General features: G+C 64.2%; 17 protein-coding genes. 6 read left to right on the plus strand and 11 right to left on the minus strand.

Features of this window, described 5'->3' with window-relative positions; all coding sequences use genetic code 11:
- Nucleotides 1-5: 5 nt before the first annotated feature.
- The 3 genes from KCN53_RS03065 to KCN53_RS03075 are packed head-to-tail and all read right to left on the minus strand — an operon-like array spanning nucleotide 6 to nucleotide 3,773.
- Nucleotides 6-1,508, minus strand: a complete 1,503-nt coding sequence (locus tag KCN53_RS03065; protein WP_088711494.1) for a 4-hydroxyphenylacetate 3-hydroxylase family protein — start codon at nucleotides 1,506-1,508, stop codon at nucleotides 6-8.
- Nucleotides 1,505-2,536: an SO2930 family diheme c-type cytochrome gene (locus KCN53_RS03070; RefSeq protein WP_224199319.1), complete on the minus strand. Its 1,032-nt coding sequence runs from the start codon at nucleotides 2,534-2,536 to the stop codon at nucleotides 1,505-1,507. Before KCN53_RS03070 ends, KCN53_RS03065 begins: the two co-directional genes overlap by 4 nt.
- Entirely contained in the window at nucleotides 2,529-3,773 is a 1,245-nt protein-coding gene (locus tag KCN53_RS03075) for a parallel beta-helix domain-containing protein (RefSeq protein WP_088711492.1), read from the minus strand. The genes KCN53_RS03070 and KCN53_RS03075 overlap by 8 nt, the downstream gene beginning before the upstream one ends.
- Before the next feature lie 105 nt (nucleotides 3,774-3,878).
- Here KCN53_RS03075 and KCN53_RS03080 point away from each other — a divergent pair, with 105 nt between their 5' ends.
- From KCN53_RS03080 to mscL, 4 genes are read left to right on the plus strand one after another with little or no spacing between them, the layout of a single operon-like run.
- Nucleotides 3,879-4,457: a LemA family protein gene (locus KCN53_RS03080; RefSeq protein WP_088711491.1), complete on the plus strand. Its 579-nt coding sequence runs from the start codon at nucleotides 3,879-3,881 to the stop codon at nucleotides 4,455-4,457.
- A complete protein-coding gene (locus KCN53_RS03085) occupies nucleotides 4,457-5,248 on the plus strand; it encodes a TPM domain-containing protein (RefSeq protein ID WP_088711490.1) in 792 nt (263 codons plus the stop codon). The genes KCN53_RS03080 and KCN53_RS03085 overlap by 1 nt, the downstream gene beginning before the upstream one ends.
- Entirely contained in the window at nucleotides 5,248-5,913 is a 666-nt protein-coding gene (locus tag KCN53_RS03090) for a TPM domain-containing protein (RefSeq protein ID WP_088711489.1), read from the plus strand. Before KCN53_RS03085 ends, KCN53_RS03090 begins: the two co-directional genes overlap by 1 nt.
- A 35-nt stretch (nucleotides 5,914-5,948) precedes the next feature.
- Nucleotides 5,949-6,398 carry a large conductance mechanosensitive channel protein MscL gene (gene mscL, locus KCN53_RS03095; protein ID WP_224199321.1) on the plus strand — a complete coding sequence of 150 codons (450 nt, stop codon included), beginning with the start codon at nucleotides 5,949-5,951 and terminating at the stop codon, nucleotides 6,396-6,398.
- 30 nt (nucleotides 6,399-6,428) lie between these two features.
- Here mscL and KCN53_RS03100 read toward each other — a convergent pair whose 3' ends face one another.
- The 6 genes from KCN53_RS03100 to KCN53_RS03125 are packed head-to-tail and all read right to left on the minus strand — an operon-like array spanning nucleotide 6,429 to nucleotide 12,145.
- Nucleotides 6,429-7,310 carry a ParB/RepB/Spo0J family partition protein gene (locus KCN53_RS03100; protein ID WP_088711487.1) on the minus strand — a complete coding sequence of 294 codons (882 nt, stop codon included), beginning with the start codon at nucleotides 7,308-7,310 and terminating at the stop codon, nucleotides 6,429-6,431.
- Nucleotides 7,307-8,089 carry a ParA family protein gene (locus KCN53_RS03105; RefSeq protein WP_088711486.1) on the minus strand — a complete coding sequence of 261 codons (783 nt, stop codon included), beginning with the start codon at nucleotides 8,087-8,089 and terminating at the stop codon, nucleotides 7,307-7,309. Before KCN53_RS03105 ends, KCN53_RS03100 begins: the two co-directional genes overlap by 4 nt.
- 15 nt (nucleotides 8,090-8,104) lie before the next feature.
- On the minus strand, nucleotides 8,105-8,701 hold the full coding sequence (rsmG, locus tag KCN53_RS03110; RefSeq protein ID WP_207790591.1) for a 16S rRNA (guanine(527)-N(7))-methyltransferase RsmG: 597 nt from the start codon (nucleotides 8,699-8,701) through the stop codon (nucleotides 8,105-8,107).
- The gene (gene mnmG, locus KCN53_RS03115; RefSeq protein ID WP_088711484.1) at nucleotides 8,698-10,530 is read right to left on the minus strand and encodes a tRNA uridine-5-carboxymethylaminomethyl(34) synthesis enzyme MnmG; all 1,833 of its coding nucleotides are present in this window, start codon (nucleotides 10,528-10,530) and stop codon (nucleotides 8,698-8,700) included. Before mnmG ends, rsmG begins: the two co-directional genes overlap by 4 nt.
- Nucleotides 10,531-10,572: 42 nt before the next feature.
- A complete protein-coding gene (gene mnmE / locus KCN53_RS03120) occupies nucleotides 10,573-11,865 on the minus strand; it encodes a tRNA uridine-5-carboxymethylaminomethyl(34) synthesis GTPase MnmE (protein ID WP_088711483.1) in 1,293 nt (430 codons plus the stop codon).
- 25 nt (nucleotides 11,866-11,890) lie between these two features.
- Complete coding sequence (locus KCN53_RS03125; RefSeq protein ID WP_088711482.1) at nucleotides 11,891-12,145, minus strand: DUF6489 family protein; 255 nt, start codon at nucleotides 12,143-12,145, stop codon at nucleotides 11,891-11,893.
- 80 nt (nucleotides 12,146-12,225) lie between these two features.
- Here KCN53_RS03125 and KCN53_RS03130 point away from each other — a divergent pair, with 80 nt between their 5' ends.
- Nucleotides 12,226-12,930, plus strand: a complete 705-nt coding sequence (locus KCN53_RS03130) for a dienelactone hydrolase family protein (RefSeq protein ID WP_088711481.1) — start codon at nucleotides 12,226-12,228, stop codon at nucleotides 12,928-12,930.
- Nucleotides 12,930-13,334, plus strand: a complete 405-nt coding sequence (locus KCN53_RS03135; protein WP_088711480.1) for a nuclear transport factor 2 family protein — start codon at nucleotides 12,930-12,932, stop codon at nucleotides 13,332-13,334. The genes KCN53_RS03130 and KCN53_RS03135 overlap by 1 nt, the downstream gene beginning before the upstream one ends.
- Nucleotides 13,335-13,383: 49 nt before the next feature.
- Here KCN53_RS03135 and KCN53_RS03140 read toward each other — a convergent pair whose 3' ends face one another.
- Complete coding sequence (locus KCN53_RS03140; protein ID WP_088711479.1) at nucleotides 13,384-14,070, minus strand: TerC family protein; 687 nt, start codon at nucleotides 14,068-14,070, stop codon at nucleotides 13,384-13,386.
- Nucleotides 14,071-14,113: 43 nt separating this feature from the next.
- The gene (gene rho, locus KCN53_RS03145) at nucleotides 14,114-15,370 is read right to left on the minus strand and encodes a transcription termination factor Rho (RefSeq protein ID WP_088711478.1); all 1,257 of its coding nucleotides are present in this window, start codon (nucleotides 15,368-15,370) and stop codon (nucleotides 14,114-14,116) included.
- Nucleotides 15,371-15,448 lie beyond the last annotated feature (78 nt).

Consider the following 15,448-nt stretch of genomic DNA (forward strand, 5'->3'; position numbering starts at 1 on the left):
GCGTCTCAGTCCCGGATACCGGCAAGATCGCGGGCGAGCTTCTTCTTGCCCTCCGCGTCCATCTGGCGCGCGATCTGAATGCGCTGGGCCTGCGGGCTGCCCGCTCCGTGCAGGCTTTCGGTGAGGTAGCCGACGGCATTGCGGCCGAGCGTCATATTCTCGATCAGCCGCAGCATGCGCTGGCGATGCTCGACAGGAATGTCGTCCTTCCCCTTCATATATTTCTTCAGGATCGGCCCGGCGATCTCATGCTCGAAGTCCGCCTCCGACGGCAGGGTGACGACGATCCCGCCCGCAATGTCCTGCGCCATGCGCGAAATCTCGTAGGGAAAGCGGGTGACATTGTGCTTGCAGACGTTGGAAAGCATGGAATCGTTCATCCACGCTCCCGAAGGCAGCGGCTTTGCCTCATGGCTTGACGCGATGCCCGACGAGAAGATCGTCTCGTTCAGGTGCACCATCTCCACCAGCTTGTCCTTGATGTGACTTGCCTTCTCGGCTCCGTTCATCTCCGCAATGGCAGCGGCGGCGCCCACCATGACGTCACCGAGGCCCGTTTTGCAGACATAGGAAGCGCGGTGATATGCCGTGAAGCGCGAGACCATTTCCTGGGCGAACTCATATTCGCCGTCCATCAGCACATGTTCCCAGGGAATGAAGACGTCATCGAACACGGTCAGCGTTTCCTGGCCGCCGAACCGGGCATTCCCCTTGTCGATCTCGCCCGCTTCGAAGGCGCGCGCATCGCACGACTGCCGGCCGTAGATATAGCTGATGCCCTCGGCATCGCCCGGGACGAGCCCGACGACGGCATAGTCGCTGTCCTCTTCGCCGAGGTTCATCGTCGGCATGACGGCGATCCAGTGGGAATTGAGACCTCCGGTCATGTGCGCCTTCGCGCCCGTCACATAGATGCCGCGCTCCGTCCGGCGGGTGACGTGGAGGAACATGTCGGGATCGGCCTGCTCGTGCGGACGTTTCGACCGGTCTCCCTTCGGATCCGTCATGCCGGCGCCGATAATGATGTTGGCGCGCTGCGCCGCGGCGAGGAAGTCGAGGAAGCGGCGATGATAGGCCGTGCCATGCTTCTGATCGATGTCGTAGGTGATCGAATGGAGCACCGAAACGGTATCCAGCCCCGCGCAGCGCTGAAAACAGGTTCCGGTGATCTGCCCCATACGCCGCTGCATGCGGTTCTTCGTAACCAGATCCTCCGAACTCGTCGGGATATGGAGGAAACGGTTCACGGGCGCATCGATGATCGGAGAATGGGCCGTCGCGAGGTCCGGGTCGGAAATCGCGAGATCGTAAGTCGCCTTCAGCGCATTGATCGAGGGACGGATCATCGGATTGTCTACGGGCTCGGCAACCGTCTCACCGAACAGGTAGACGGTGACGCCGCGGTTCCTCAGGCTGTCGACATAGTCGTCGCCGGTACGGATCGACGGCATCCGGTCCAGCCGGGCCTTGGCGCTTTCCTCGCGCGGGTGCTTGGTTTCTGCATTCATGGCGTCATTTCCTCAATCCAGGCCCGCATCAGGTCAACGGCCTCGTCGTGGCGCTGCGTGCGCGCAAGTTCCGGCATCATCACGCCGGGTTCGGTAGAATCCATCCGGTAGAGCAGGATCGACCCGTCGGGATCTCCCGGTTCGATACCCACCAGCCTGCCCCCGGACCCCCGGCCTGCGGCCACCGGACCTTTGCCGATCCCGATGGCAGGTCCGGACGGGGTTTCCCAGCTGAGAAAAAGACCGGAATTCGAAGCCGGGCCGGCGGGGTTGTGGCAATGCGCGCAGTTCACGTCGAGATAGGCGCGCGCCCGTGCATCGGTCGGCACATGGCCATCCTGCCAATCGGGCATGTGCGGCGGATCGCCCGGCAGACCGGACAGGAGACCCAGGGCTGCGAGATGTTCGAGGTCGTTACGTGTTCCGGTCTCTCCCGAAAGGTTGCGGGCCTTGGGTCCGATCGGGGTCAGTTCGCCGTCAACGGCATGGCAGCCCTTGCACTGATTGACGTTCGGAACCTTCCAGCCGAGCGCCAGCTTCACGCCGCGGTCGTCCTGGCCCACGACATCGAGCCGAGCGCCGGCCTTTTTCAGCGTGGCGGTGCGATCCTCGGCATCCCAGACATAGGGATAGGCCTTCCACCCGTCCGCCTGATGGATGAGGATGCGAGTTTCGATCATGTCCATCGACCCGTCGGCACGGGTGAAGCCGAAATGCTTGACCAGAGCGCTACCCACCGGGATCCCGAGGACGCCCTCCTCTCGGTAGTCGATGGTCTTCCCGACCGGAACGTAGAGGAAGCGCGCCTTGTCGGCATAATCGGAAAAGAGCGCCGAATTCAGCTCGTAAGGCGTGACGCGCGGTGCCGGCCGGGTCATCGCCGCGTCGAGAAACAGACCGAATTCGGCGAAGTCCGACGGCGGAGCCTCCGCCATCAGAACATCGTCGGCCACGTGCGGGGCCGGGGCCGCCGACGAGAGGAAGAGGACGGCCGCCGGCGCGGCGATCCCCATGGCAAGCTTAGTCACTGGCGGGCGCAAGTGCTTTCTCGTCCGAAAGGCCGGGCTGGTTCGCCGGCAGGACGACAGGGGCGGGCTCTTCGATTTCGGCGTGCGCGTCCGTGACCATGGAGGGCATGCCGCCCAGCCGGTCGTCGCCTGCCGTCGCGACATTCAGCGTCACGGCGGGGGCATCGAAGTGCATGCGTACGGGGACCTCAAGCGTCTCCCCGCCCCTGCGATAGGCGGCGGCACCGTCCCAGAGGATCGGCGGGATCGCGCCGCCGAGCGCGGCTGCGAGTTCCGCACCGCCGGGAAAGGCGGGCGCCCCGCCACCTTCGCCATAGACATTGTCGCGCACCACCACCTCGCGCGGGAGCGGGTTATAGTCTGTGTCCTCATAAGGCCGGGCATAGGCCACGATCATGATCTGGCCGCTGTCATTGCCGTCGAGCACATTGTCGAAAATGTGCACGTTGCGATTGGCCATCACCATGATGCCCAGCCCCCGCGGCACCTCGGCAACGATATTCCCCTCCGGCGCGAAATTATCGGTGTCGTTGTTCACGACGACGTTGCGAAACAGGCGCGTCGAGTGGCCGTCGCCCTTCGGCAGGTTCGGCAAGTCGAAAACCAGGATGCCGCCGGTATTGTGGAAGGCGACATTGTCGTAGACGTCCGCGCGCGTGGAATTCTCGATCTCTATACCCGCGACATTGTAGCTGACGCGGTTGTTCCGCACGACGATATTGTCCGACTGGCCGACATAGATGCCCGCGTCGGAGCAGGCGATCACTTCGCTGTTCTGGACGAGGATGTTCGTTGATTCGACCGGATAGAGGCCATAGGCACCGTTCTGCGCGTCGGGCCCGTTCGTCCACTCGACGCGGACATTGTCGGCCGTGAAGCGGTCGACGCCCTTCGTCTTAATGCCGTCTCCGCGCGTGTCTTCGACCGCGAAGTCGGCAACCAGCACGCCGTCGGAGGTAATGAGCAGGCCCTCGCCCGCACCGGTCTGCCCCTTGAAGCTGAGAATGGTCGCAGCCGGACCATCGCCGCGCACCGTCACATCGTCGACGTCGAGCGACAGCCCGTCGGTCAGCGCATAAGTCCCCGCCGCGATATGCACGACATCCCCCGGCTCCGCCTCGATCAGCGCGGTTTGCAGTGCGTCGTAGGGATCGTCCCCCGGGGTCACCTGAAGCGTCTTGGCCGCCAGGGGCGAGGCCGACAGCAGCAGGGCTGCGGCAAACAGTGTTCTTGTCATCTTATCCTCCCACTTTCGGTATAATATGCCACGCGCCGCCGCCTTGTCACAGAGAGACTCTGCGCCTATGTGTATTATTAGGGTAACACTCTAACCGGGGGTTTCATGCGCAAGGTTCTTCTTCCACTCTTGGCGGCGCTCAGCCTGTCTGCCTGCGGCGTCAACAGCATTCCGACTGCCGAAGAGGAGGCGATCGCGGCGTGGGCGGATGTGGAGAACCAGTATCAGCGACGCGCCGATCTCGTGCCGAACCTTGTCAACACCGTGCGCGGCTTTGCCGATCAGGAACGCGAAGTGCTGACCGAGGTCACCGAAGCACGCGCCTCTGCCTCACAGGTGAATCTCGATGCCGGCGATCTTAGCGATCCCCAGGCCATGCAGCGTTTTCAGGCCGCCCAGGGCGAGCTGTCGGGCGCGCTCTCCCGCCTTCTCGTAACGGTGGAGCGCTATCCCGAGCTTCGCAGCCAGCAGAACTTCCTCGAGCTTCAATCGCAGCTGGAAGGCACGGAAAACCGCATCGCCGTGGCGCGGCGCGACTATAACGATGCCGTGCGGGCCTATAACACCGAGATCCGTACATTCCCGAGCCTCATTGCCGCGCGCATCATCTATGGCTCCGAGCGGATGGAGCCCTATGAGGCCACGACGGAGGGTGCCGAGGAAGCACCGACGGTAGAATTCTGATCCGTCTTTCGCGCCTTTTCTTTCTCGTTTTCGTCTCAGCTGCACTTAGCGCCGGGGCGGCGGCGCAGGACTTTCCGCGCGTCGAGGACGACCATGTCACCGACGCCGCCAACGTCCTGCCGCCGCAGGCCGAGCGAGCCCTCGAGCAGCGGCTCGCCCGGTTCGAAGCCGAGTCCGGCCGGCAGTTCGTGATCGCCACCATTCCCGACCTCCAGGGGTACGACATCGCCGACTATGGCTACCGGCTCGGCCGCGAGTGGGAAGTGGGTTCCGAGGAGGAAGACGACGGCATCCTGCTGCTTGTTGCCCCAAATGAGCGCAAAGTGCGGATCGAGGTGGGCTACGGCCTCGAAGGGGTGATGACCGATGCGCTCTCCTCGAGGATCATCAGGTCCGAGATCCTGCCACGCTTTCGCGACGGCAATCTGCCTGCCGGAATTGCCGCGGGGGCCGGCGCCGTTCTGGAACAGCTCGCCCTGCCCCCGGAGGAGGCCGCCGCCCGGCTCGCCGAGGCGGAGGAAGCTTCCGGAGGGCGCCAGCTTCCGTTCGGCCTGATCTGGATACTCTTCATCGTCATGTTCACCGTTCTGCCGCTGCTCGCGCGCGCAGGCGACCGGGCCGGTCCCGGCCGGGGACGCAGGCGCAGGCGCGGGCCGGTCATCCTGTTCGGGCCCGGTATGGGCGGTTTCGGCGGCGGCCGGGGCGGCGGCTTCGGTGGCAGCGGCGGTTTTGGGGGCTTCTCTGGCGGCGGCGGCAGCTTCGGCGGCGGCGGTGCGAGCGGAGGCTGGTAGTGGCGCTCGACCCCGGAGATCACGCGCAAGTCAGCGCCGCGATCGCGGACGCCGAGCGGACCACCTCGGGCGAGATTTTCTGCGTCTTCACCGAAGCCGCGGACGACCTGAAGATCATTCCGCTGGCGGCAGCCTCGCTCGCCGCCCTCTGCCTGCCGCCGCTGCTCCTGATCCTGGGAATCGTGGACCCCGCATGGTTCGCGGGCTGGCGCGATACGTCGAGCCTGTCGCCGGCCTTTGTTGCGAGCGTCTATGCGGCGCTCTCGGCAGGCTTCTTTCTGGCGGCGCTGGCGCTCACCTGGCCGATGCGCGTCCGCTTTGCCCTCGCCCCCAAGTCGCTACGCCACGGTCATGCGGAACGCGTCGCAACCGAGAGCTTCCTGGCGCACGGCATTCATAATACGCGTGACCGTACGGGGGTCCTAATCTTCCTGTCCCGGCGCGATCACTTTGCTGAAATCATCGCCGACGAGGGAATCTACGAACGCGTCGAGCCGGAAGTCTGGGCCGACGCTCTGGAGGGCATGCTGGAACGGGCAAAGGCGAATGACTTTGCCGGGGCCTTCACCTTTGCCGTCGGCGAATGCAGCAAGGTGCTGTCGCGGCATTTCCCCCCGCGCGGCGACAATCCGAACGAGTTGCCCGATCACCTGATCGAGCTGTAAACTCGTCCGCTCGCAGGAGTTGGAGGAGGACGCGGGTGCTGGACGAGTTCAAGAAATTCATTTCGCGCGGCAACGTCATGGACCTTGCCGTGGGCGTCATCATCGGCGGTGCCTTCGCGCTCATCACGAAGTCGCTGACGGACGATATCATCATGCCGCTGGTCAGCTGGCTCTTCGGAGGCTTCGACTTTTCCGGTTACTTCGTGCGGCTGGGCCCCGTGCCGGAGGGATATGCGGGCTCGCTCACCAATTATGCCGAACTGAAGGAGGCGGGCGTGCTTCTGTGGGGTTACGGACAGTTCGCGACGGTCGTGGTCAATTTCGTCATCCTGGCCTTCATTATCTTCCTGCTCGTGCGCACCGTGAACCGCATCAACATGAAAGATCCGGAGACGGAGGCGAAGACGCCCACTGCGCCGCCCGAAAACATCATTCTCCTCAAGCAGATTCGCGACGAGCTGAAGAAGGCAAATGGGGAGGTCTAGGACGGTATGCCCGAATATACCGGGGCCGGACTAGCGCGCCGTGAGCCGCGCCACCGCAGCGTCCAGCTCCGCCGCTGTCCGATAGGACAGGACCAGCTTTCCGCCGCTCTTTCCCGGCTTCAGCGAGACGCGCAGGCCGGTACTGTCGGCAATGAGCGCTTCCAGCTCTGCCACTTCGGGCTCGGGAGCGGCGCGCGGACCTGACGCCGATGGCGCGGATGCCGATGGAGCTGTGCGCCCCTGTCCCAGGGCCTCTGCCTCGCGCGCGGTCAGCCCTTCCGCCACGATTCTGTCGGCCAGGGCCTGCGCGTCGGGCGACCCCAGCAACGCCCGGGCGTGGCCCATGCCAAGTTCGCCCTCGTCCACAAGCGCGAGGACGCGGTCGGGAAGGTCGAGAAGCCGGACGAGATTGGCAACATGGCTGCGCGACTTGCCCACCATGGAGGCAACGGTCTGCTGGGTATGGCCGAAGCTGGTCATCAGATGCTGATAGCCTCGAGCCTCTTCGACCGGGGACAGGTCCTGCCGCTGGATATTCTCGATCAGCGCCAGCTCATAGGCCTCACCATCGTCGAGGTCGCGAACGACGACCGGGATTTCTTCCAGCTGGGCGGCCCGGGCGGCGCGCCAACGCCGTTCGCCGGCGACGATCTCCAGCATGCCACCGTCGACCGGGCGGACAAGCACGGGCTGGAGCAGGCCCTTCGTGCGGACCGACTCGATCAGTTCGGCCTGGGCGGTTTCATCGAAGCGCCGCCTTGGCTGGCCCGGATTGGGACGAACGCGGGAGAGGGCGACGATCTGGCTTTGCAGCCCCCGGCTTTCCACCGGCGAATTCGTGGCGCCGCTGTCGATTTCTTCCAGAAGTGCGGAAAGCCCGCGGCCGAGACCGGGTCGGCGGCGCTCACTCATGCCGCAATCCGCGGAGCCGGCGCGCCTGTGCGGGAGAGCACCTCCTGCGCCAGGGCAATATAGGCCTCGGATCCGGGGCAGCGATGATCGTAAATCAGCGCGGGAATGCCATGGCTGGGCGCCTCCGAGAGACGGACATTGCGGGGGATGCGGGTCCGGAAAACGGTCTGCCCGAGCACGGCCTGTGCATCGTCCGCGACCTGTTCCGAAAGCTTGTTCCGGCGGTCGTACATGGTGAGGACGACGCCGAGGATGCCGAGGTCCGGATTGAACCCGGCGCGCACCCTTTCGACCGTTTTCAACAGCTGGCTCAGCCCTTCTAGGGCGTAAAATTCGCACTGGAGGGGGACCACGAGGGCATCGGAGGCCACAAGCGCATTCAGGGTCAGAAGTCCGAGAGATGGCGGGCAGTCGATCAGAACGAAGTCATATCGGCGACCGGCCCCAAGCGCATCCGCCAGACGGTGCATACGGCGGTCCACGCTGACCAGTTCGACCTCCGCGCCAGACAGGTCGACGGTGGCCGGCACGATGTCGAGGCCCTCGATTTCAGTTTCCTGGGTGCAGGCCGACAGGGCGCGCTGGTCAAGGATCAGATCGTAGCTCGTCAGATTCCGGCCGGTCTGTCCGATACCGAGTCCGGTCGAGCTGTTTCCCTGCGGATCGAGGTCGATCAATAGGACGCTTCGCCCCGTGGCGGCCAGCCCTGTTGCCAAGTTGATAGCCGTCGTGGTCTTCCCCACGCCGCCCTTCTGATTTGCGATAGCCAGGATCGTCACGCGCCGTTTCCCTCCCTAAGACCGCTTCCGCCTTACCCCGCGGACCAGCAGGATCCGCGCATCCGGGTCCGTTCTGCTCGGCTGCGCCGCCAGGTCGAAATCGAAGCCCTCCCGGGCGGTTTCGATTTCCTCCTCCGCACTGCGTCCTTTTGGCAGGATCCAGAGCGTATCTTTTGCCTGAAAGCGGAGTCCCCAGTCAAACAGCTTCGTGAGCGCTGCGCACGCCCGGGCCGAGATGATATCGGCCTTCGGACCCCGGAGTGACTCGATCCGCTCGGCGTGAACCGTCACCCGGTCCTTGATGGCGAGGGCTTCAGCGACGGTCTCGAGAAACCGGCATTTTTTTTGCCGGGACTCGATCAGATGCACCTTGGTGCCAGGGAGACAGTAAGCCGCGACAAGGCCCGGGAAGCCCGCGCCCGACCCCATGTCGACCCAGCGCCTGGGGTTCGCAGCGGGAAGGTAGTCGAGAAGCTGCAGGCTGTCTTCGATGTGCCGATCCCAGGCCTCGTCCAGCGTGGACGGGGCTACCAGGTTCATCCGGCCCTGCCACTCCCGCAACAAGTCGATATAATGCGCTAGTCCCGCCCGTGTTTCACGTGAAACATTCACGCGGCCCGTGCCATGAGAATGAGAAGCGCCGCCGGTGTGATCCCGGGAACGCCCCGTGCCTCCCCCACAGACATGGGCTTGGCGCGCTCGAGGCGCTCGGCCATTTCGTTAGAAAGGCCCGGGAGACTCCGGTAATCGAGCCCTTCGGGCAGGCGCTGGTCATCTTCCGAACGCAACCGCGCGGCGTCGCGCTCCTGCCGTTCGAGATAGGTCTGGTAAGTGCTGTCGGTGACAAGGCTCTCCAACAGCTCCCCCGCATTCCCGACCCCGGCAAGGTCAAAGAGCGCCTCGGCGTTTACATCGGGGAAGCGCAACCACTCGAACGCAGCTCGCCTCACTCCGTCCTGCCTGACCGCCATTCCCGCATCGCGAAGCTCGGTGGGGGAGAATATGCTCTCTTGGAGCGATTTCCTCGCGACGTCATAGTCGGCAGCGTGACGTTCAAACCAGGTCGTGAGATCGGCTGTCGCCAAGCCCAACTCGGTCGCAAGCGGAGTCAGTCGCCGATGGGCGTTGTCTATGCGGAGCGACAGGCGGAACTCCGCCCGCGACGTAAACATCCGATATGGTTCGCTCACGCCGTGACCTACAAGATCGTCCACCATGACGCCAATATAGGAATCGGCCCGGGCGAGCATGAGCGCTGCCTCATCGAGGGCCGCCGCTGCGGCGTTCGCGCCGGCAACGAGGCCCTGCCCTGCCGCTTCCTCATAGCCGGTCGTCCCGTTGATCTGGCCGGCAAGATACAAGCCTTTCAGCGCGCGAGATTGCAGCGACCTGTCCATCTGCGTTGGGCACAGATGATCATATTCCACCGCATAGCCCGGTTCGACAATCTCCGTGCGCTCCAACCCCCGCATTGTCCGCACCAGGTCCAGCTGAACGGATGCAGGAAGCGCGGTGGAAATCCCGTTCGGATATATCAGCGAGGATCGAAGGGCTTCCGGTTCCAGAAATACCTGATGGGCCTCCCGGTCCGCGAACCGCACGACCTTATCCTCGATCGAAGGACAATAGCGCGGGCCCGTGCCCTCGATGTCGCCTGAATAGGTTGCGCTCTCGCCGATATGCGCGGCGACGATGTCATGTGTTTCGGCATTGGTGTGCGAGATCGCGCAGCTGATCTGGGGCGCGTGGGTTCGCGACGTCAGGGCCGAGAAATAGTGCGGGCGCTCGTCGGGCCGCTGCCAGTCGAGACGCGCCCAGTCGATCGTGCGCCCGTCGAGCCGGGGAGGTGTCCCGGTCTTGAGCCGGCGAACCGTCAGGCCGAGGCTGCGCAGCTGACGGCCCAGGCTTGTCGCCGCCCTGTCGCCGATCCGCCCGCCTTCCAGACGCTCTGCGCCGCGAAACAATCGGCCACCGAGGAAAGTGCCCGAGGCGATCACGACCGCCCTTCCCGACAATACACTCCCGTCCGACATCGACACGCCGGTAACCCGGCCAGCCGTGGTTGTCAGCGCGGCGACTTCGCCTGCAACGAAGGTCACGTCTGACCGGGCAAGCCAATTTGCAATTGCCGTGCGGTAGAGGTCGCGGTCGATCTGCGCGCGTGGACCGCGAACAGCCGGACCCTTGCGGCGGTTGAGAAGCCGATAGCCGATCGAGCCACGATCCGCAGCGCGCCCCATCACGCCGCCGAGTGCATCGATCTCGCGCACGATATGTCCCTTGCCCAGTCCGCCGATCGCGGGGTTGCAGCTGAGCTTGCCGAGATCGGCCTTGCTGAAACTGATGAGAGCCACTCGCGCGCCGCGCCGCGCCGCGGCGTCGGCTGCTTCGACGCCGGCATGACCCGCTCCCACGACTATAACGTCGAACTCGTTCACCAACCGCTCCGGTTAAATTGTTTCACGTGAAACAGCGCGCTCAAACTATTTCCCAATACAGAAGCGCGAGAATATCGCACCGAGCAACTCTTCTGTTTCGACGTCACCGGTCAACCGGCCCAATGAGGTCAGGGCCGCGCGAAGCTCTTCCGCTCGCAATACCGGGTCGGGCGCCTTCGCCGCAAGTTGGAGAGCGGCAACACAGTCTTCAAGATGCGCCTTCTGCCGCTCGCTCGTAGTTACCAGGTCGCCGCCCGGGGCGCGCTGCCGCAGCCACTCGGCAATAGCGGACAGAAGCTGCTCAATACCCTCCCCCGTCCGTGCGGAAACAGGTATCCCCGGCCCGCGGACATTCGAACCGTGCAAGTCCGCCTTGGCCGCAATGACGAGTGTCCGCTCATCCGCCACCGCGTCCGGACCAAGATCAAGCACCAGATCGGCATTCGCTGCCTTTTCACGTGCGCGGGCGACCCCCATGCGCTCGATTGGATCGTCGGTATCCCTGAGACCGGCAGTATCGATCAGGGTGACCCGGAAGCCGGCGATGTCGAGGGGCACCTCTATGGCGTCCCGAGTGGTCCCGGGAATGTCGGAGACGATCGCCGCATCGGACCTTGACAACGCATTGACAAGACTAGATTTTCCGGCGTTCGGAGGGCCCGAGACCGCGAGCGTCGCCCCGCGCCGGATCAGCCGCGCCCCGACATGCCCCTCAAGGGCCGTCTCGATGTCGGCCGCCAGGCTGTCGATCCTGAGTTCGGCATCCTGACGAATGCGGTCTTCGACGTCCGCCTCTCCCTCGCCGAAATCGAGTTCGGCCTCAGCATCCGCCGCAATGGCAAGCAAGTCTGCCCGCCACCCCTCGGCAGCGCGGCGAAACCGGCCGCCGGCTGCCATCAGTGCCTGACCCAGCTGCGCCTCGGTTTCAGCGTCGATCAGAGCCGCAAGACCTTCGGCCTCGGTCAGGTCGAGCTTGCCGTTGGCAACCGCACGCCTCGCGAACTCGCCGGCCTCGGCAAGCCTAAGCCCCTCAATGCGTGATAACTCGGCATACAGCCGCTCGACCAGCGCGACGCTGCCCGTAACCTGAAGCTCGGCCACATCTTCGCCCGTAAAACTGGCCGGCCCCGGAAAGAACAGGATCAGCCCGCGCTCCAGCTCCTGCCCATCCCCGGTCCGCAGAGTACGAAGCGCTGCGCGCCGCGGCTCCGGCAAGGGGGCGCCTCCCGTCAGACGAGTCAGGACACTGCGCACCTCCGCGCCGGATACCCGAATGATCGCCACGGCGGCCGGCAGGGCGCCACTCGCCAAGGCAAAGATGGTGCCGCTGTGCGTCACACCTGCCCTCCCGGCCCTCGCGTCGTCAGTCCTTCGGCTCTGCGGTGCCCGTAAAGCCGTTCGTCAGGGCGGAAAACATCGCCCGCTGCATATCGGCGAGGCCGCCGACCGAGCCCATCCAGCCCTGCATCGCCTTTTCGACGTCCGCCGACGTCATGCCGTCCTCTGCGAACCGGGTCATGCGCGCCACATAGGCCTCGTGTACCGGCCCGAGATCGGGAAGCCCGAAAAAGCGGCGCGCCTCTTCCGGAGTGCAGTCGATTTCCACATTCACTTTCACGGCCTTGCCTCCAGCCTTGCGGGGACCCAGTCGCCCCGCTTTAACCACCCCCGACTCGAAACGCGACAGGAGGACGGAACATGGGAGAGACGGTTAACATCAAGGCGCTGGACGGGAGCGGCGAGTTCGCCGCCTATCTGGCGAAGCCCGCCACGGACGGACCTGCCCCCAGCGTCGTCGTGATCCAGGAAATCTTCGGGGTAAACGAGGGTATTCGCAAGAAATGCGACAAGCTCGCTGCCGACGGATATGTCGCCATCGCGCCCGACCTGTTCTGGCGCCAGGAGCCCGGCGTCGACCTGACCGACAAGTCGAAGGAAGAATGGGACCGCGCCTTCGACCTGATGAACGGCTTCGATGCAGACAAGGGCGTCGAGGACATCGAAGCAACCATCAAGGTCGTTCGGGGTCATGACGCCACCGGCGACAAGGTCGGCTGCGTCGGCTACTGCCTGGGCGGCAAGCTCGCCTATATGACCGCCGCGCGCACTGATATCGACGCCTCTGTGGGCTATTACGGCGTCGGCATCGACGAGATGCTCGACGAAGCGAAGGCGATCGCCAACCCGCTGCTGCTCCACGTCGCCGAAGAGGACGGCTTCGTCGACAAGGATGCACAGGCCAAGATGCACCAAGCGCTCGATCCGCATCCCAAGGTGACGCTGCACGACTATCCGGGCTGCGACCACGCCTTCGCGCGCGAAGACGGGATCAGCCGCGTCGAGGCCGCGGCAAAACTGGCCGACGAACGCACCATGGCCTTCTTCAAGCAACATCTGGGCTGATGGCGGACGCCTTCCCTGCACACCCGGATCCACGTGTTTCCGCGTGGATCCGGCATGCCGAAACGCACGACCGGGAGTGGCTTCGGGCGCATATCGCCGATGACGCGGTGTTTCATTCGCCGGTCGTCCACACCCCGCAGGCCGGTCACGAGAAGGTCTTCGCCTATTTGGACGCCGCCGGGCATGTCTTTGCCGACACAGGATTCCGGTACGTCCGGGTCATTGTGGATGGCGACGAAACGGTGCTGGAATTCGAAGCCGAGATCGACGGAATTCACGTCAACGGGATCGACATGATCCGCTGGACGGAGGGCGGCCTTATCGCCGACTTCAAGGTCATGGTGCGACCCTACAAGGCCGTGACGATGCTGTGGGAGAAGATGGCAGCGCAGCTGAAGAGCTAAGGCGCGCCCACCGCGGCACCCCCTTCCCGGCAGCACCCTGGCAGCGGGTTCAGCCGCCGAATACGGACAGCGTCGTCAGTCCGATTTCCGGGTCCACAACGCCCTCGTAGATCATCTTGACGGCCACGTAGAGAATGACGGCCAGGCCGATATAGGCGATCCAGCGGAAGCGCTCGATATATTTAGCGATGATATTCGCAGCGACGCCCATCATGGCAACCGCGATCACTAGGCCAACCATCAGGATGCCCGGATGCTCGCGTGCGGCGCCCGCAACCGCGAGGACATTGTCTAGGCTCATCGAGACGTCCGCGACGGCCACGGCCCAGGCGGCCCCCGCAAAGCTCTTCTGCGCGCGGATACCGGTATGCTCGTCGCCCTCGATTTCCGGCGATCCGGGGCTCTCGCCGCCATGCTGGATCTCGCGCCACATTCGCCACGATACCCACAGCAGCAGCAGTCCGCCGGCGAAGATCAGCCCGACGATGCCCATCAGCCAGGTGACCATCAGCGCGAAAACGATGCGCAGCACCAGCGCCGCGATGACGCCGATGGCGATGACCTTCTTGCGCTGGTCGGCGGGCAGCCCCGCAGCCAGAGCCCCCACCACGATGGCATTGTCGCCCGCGAGGACGATATCGATCAGGATAACCTGGCCGAAAGCCAGCCATGCGGAACCGTCACCGGCGAACAGGCCGCTGAAATCGTTGACGATATGGCCCCAGAGTTCGCCCATGGCGCGTCGGTCCTAACCTGTTGGTTTCAGCGGAATGCGGCCGCTACTGGTTCATCGAGGAGAAGAACTCCTCGTTGGACTTCGAGTCCTTCATCTTGTCGAGCAGGAACTCCATCGCATCGACGGTACCCATCTGCATGAGGATGCGGCGCAGAACGTACATCTTCGACAGCGTGTCCTTGTCGACGAGAAGCTCTTCCTTGCGCGTGCCGGACTTGCCGACGTCCATCGCGGGGAAGATGCGCTTGTCGGACACCTTACGGTCAAGAACGATCTCCGAGTTGCCGGTACCCTTGAACTCTTCGAAGATCACCTCGTCCATACGGCTGCCCGTATCGATCAGCGCCGTGGCGATAATGGAGAGGGAGCCACCCTCCTCGACGTTACGCGCAGCGCCGAAGAAGCGCTTCGGCCGCTGAAGTGCGTTCGCATCGACACCGCCGGTCAGCACCTTGCCCGAACTGGGAACGACGGTGTTGTAGGCACGGCCGAGGCGCGTGATCGAGTCGAGCAGGATAACGACATCCTTCTTGTGCTCGACGAGCCGCTTCGCCTTCTCGATGACCATATCGGCGACCTGGACGTGGCGCGTCGCGGGCTCGTCGAAGGTCGAAGATACCACCTCGCCCTTCACCGACCGCTGCATGTCGGTCACCTCTTCCGGACGCTCGTCGATCAGCAGGACAAGCAGGAAGACTTCGGGATGATTCTCGGTGATCGCGCGCGCGATATTCTGCAGAAGCACGGTCTTGCCGGTACGGGGCGGCGCGACGATCAGCGACCGCTGCCCCTTGCCCTGCGGCGCGACGACGTCGATCACGCGGCTCGACTTGTCCTTCACCGTCGGATCGTTGACGTCGAGATTGAGCTTCTCGTCCGGATATAGCGGCGTCAGATTGTCGAAATTGACGCGCGTGCGAACCACGTCCGGATCGTCGAAATTGATCTTCGTGACCTTGGTCAGCGCAAAATAACGCTCGCCGTCCTTGGGCGCGCGAATTTCCCCCTCGACCGTATCGCCGGTGCGCAGGCTGAAGCGGCGCACCTGGTTCGGCGCCACGTAGATGTCGTCCGGACCAGCAAGATAGTTCGCCTCGGGCGAGCGCAGGAAACCGAAGCCGTCCGGAAGCACTTCGATCGTGCCGGCGCCGATGATCTCCTCGCCCTCATCGGCTTTCTCCTTGAGGATACCGAACAACAGGTCCTGCTTGCGCAGGGTCGAGGCATTCTCGACGCCAAGCTCTTCGGCCATGGCAACGAGTTCGGCAGGGGGCGTGTCTTTAAGGTCCTGTAGATGCATGGACGTACGGCTTCCGGATCTGGAAAAATGCAGGCAGCTAGGGCTTCGAGCGAGCGCCTGTCTGGCTATGGCTGACCT

The sequence above is a fragment of the Pacificimonas aurantium genome (genome assembly GCF_020092905.1).
GTDB lineage: Bacteria > Pseudomonadota > Alphaproteobacteria > Sphingomonadales > Sphingomonadaceae > Pacificimonas > Pacificimonas aurantium.

Bases quoted from the DNA above. Each gene is read 5' to 3' on its own strand.
- KCN53_RS03065 (WP_088711494.1), bottom strand. From the start codon at position 1,508: ATGAATGCAGAAACCAAGCACCCGCGCGAGGAAAGCGCCAAGGCCCGG.
- KCN53_RS03075 (WP_088711492.1), bottom strand. From the start codon at position 3,773: ATGACAAGAACACTGTTTGCCGCAGCCCTGCTGCTGTCGGCCTCGCCC.
- KCN53_RS03080 (WP_088711491.1), top strand. From the start codon at position 3,879: ATGCGCAAGGTTCTTCTTCCACTCTTGGCGGCGCTCAGCCTGTCTGCC.
- KCN53_RS03100 (WP_088711487.1), bottom strand. From the start codon at position 7,310: ATGAGTGAGCGCCGCCGACCCGGTCTCGGCCGCGGGCTTTCCGCACTT.
- KCN53_RS03130 (WP_088711481.1), top strand. From the start codon at position 12,226: ATGGGAGAGACGGTTAACATCAAGGCGCTGGACGGGAGCGGCGAGTTC.
- KCN53_RS03135 (WP_088711480.1), top strand. From the start codon at position 12,930: ATGGCGGACGCCTTCCCTGCACACCCGGATCCACGTGTTTCCGCGTGG.
- KCN53_RS03140 (WP_088711479.1), bottom strand. From the start codon at position 14,070: ATGGGCGAACTCTGGGGCCATATCGTCAACGATTTCAGCGGCCTGTTC.
- rho (WP_088711478.1), bottom strand. From the start codon at position 15,370: ATGCATCTACAGGACCTTAAAGACACGCCCCCTGCCGAACTCGTTGCC.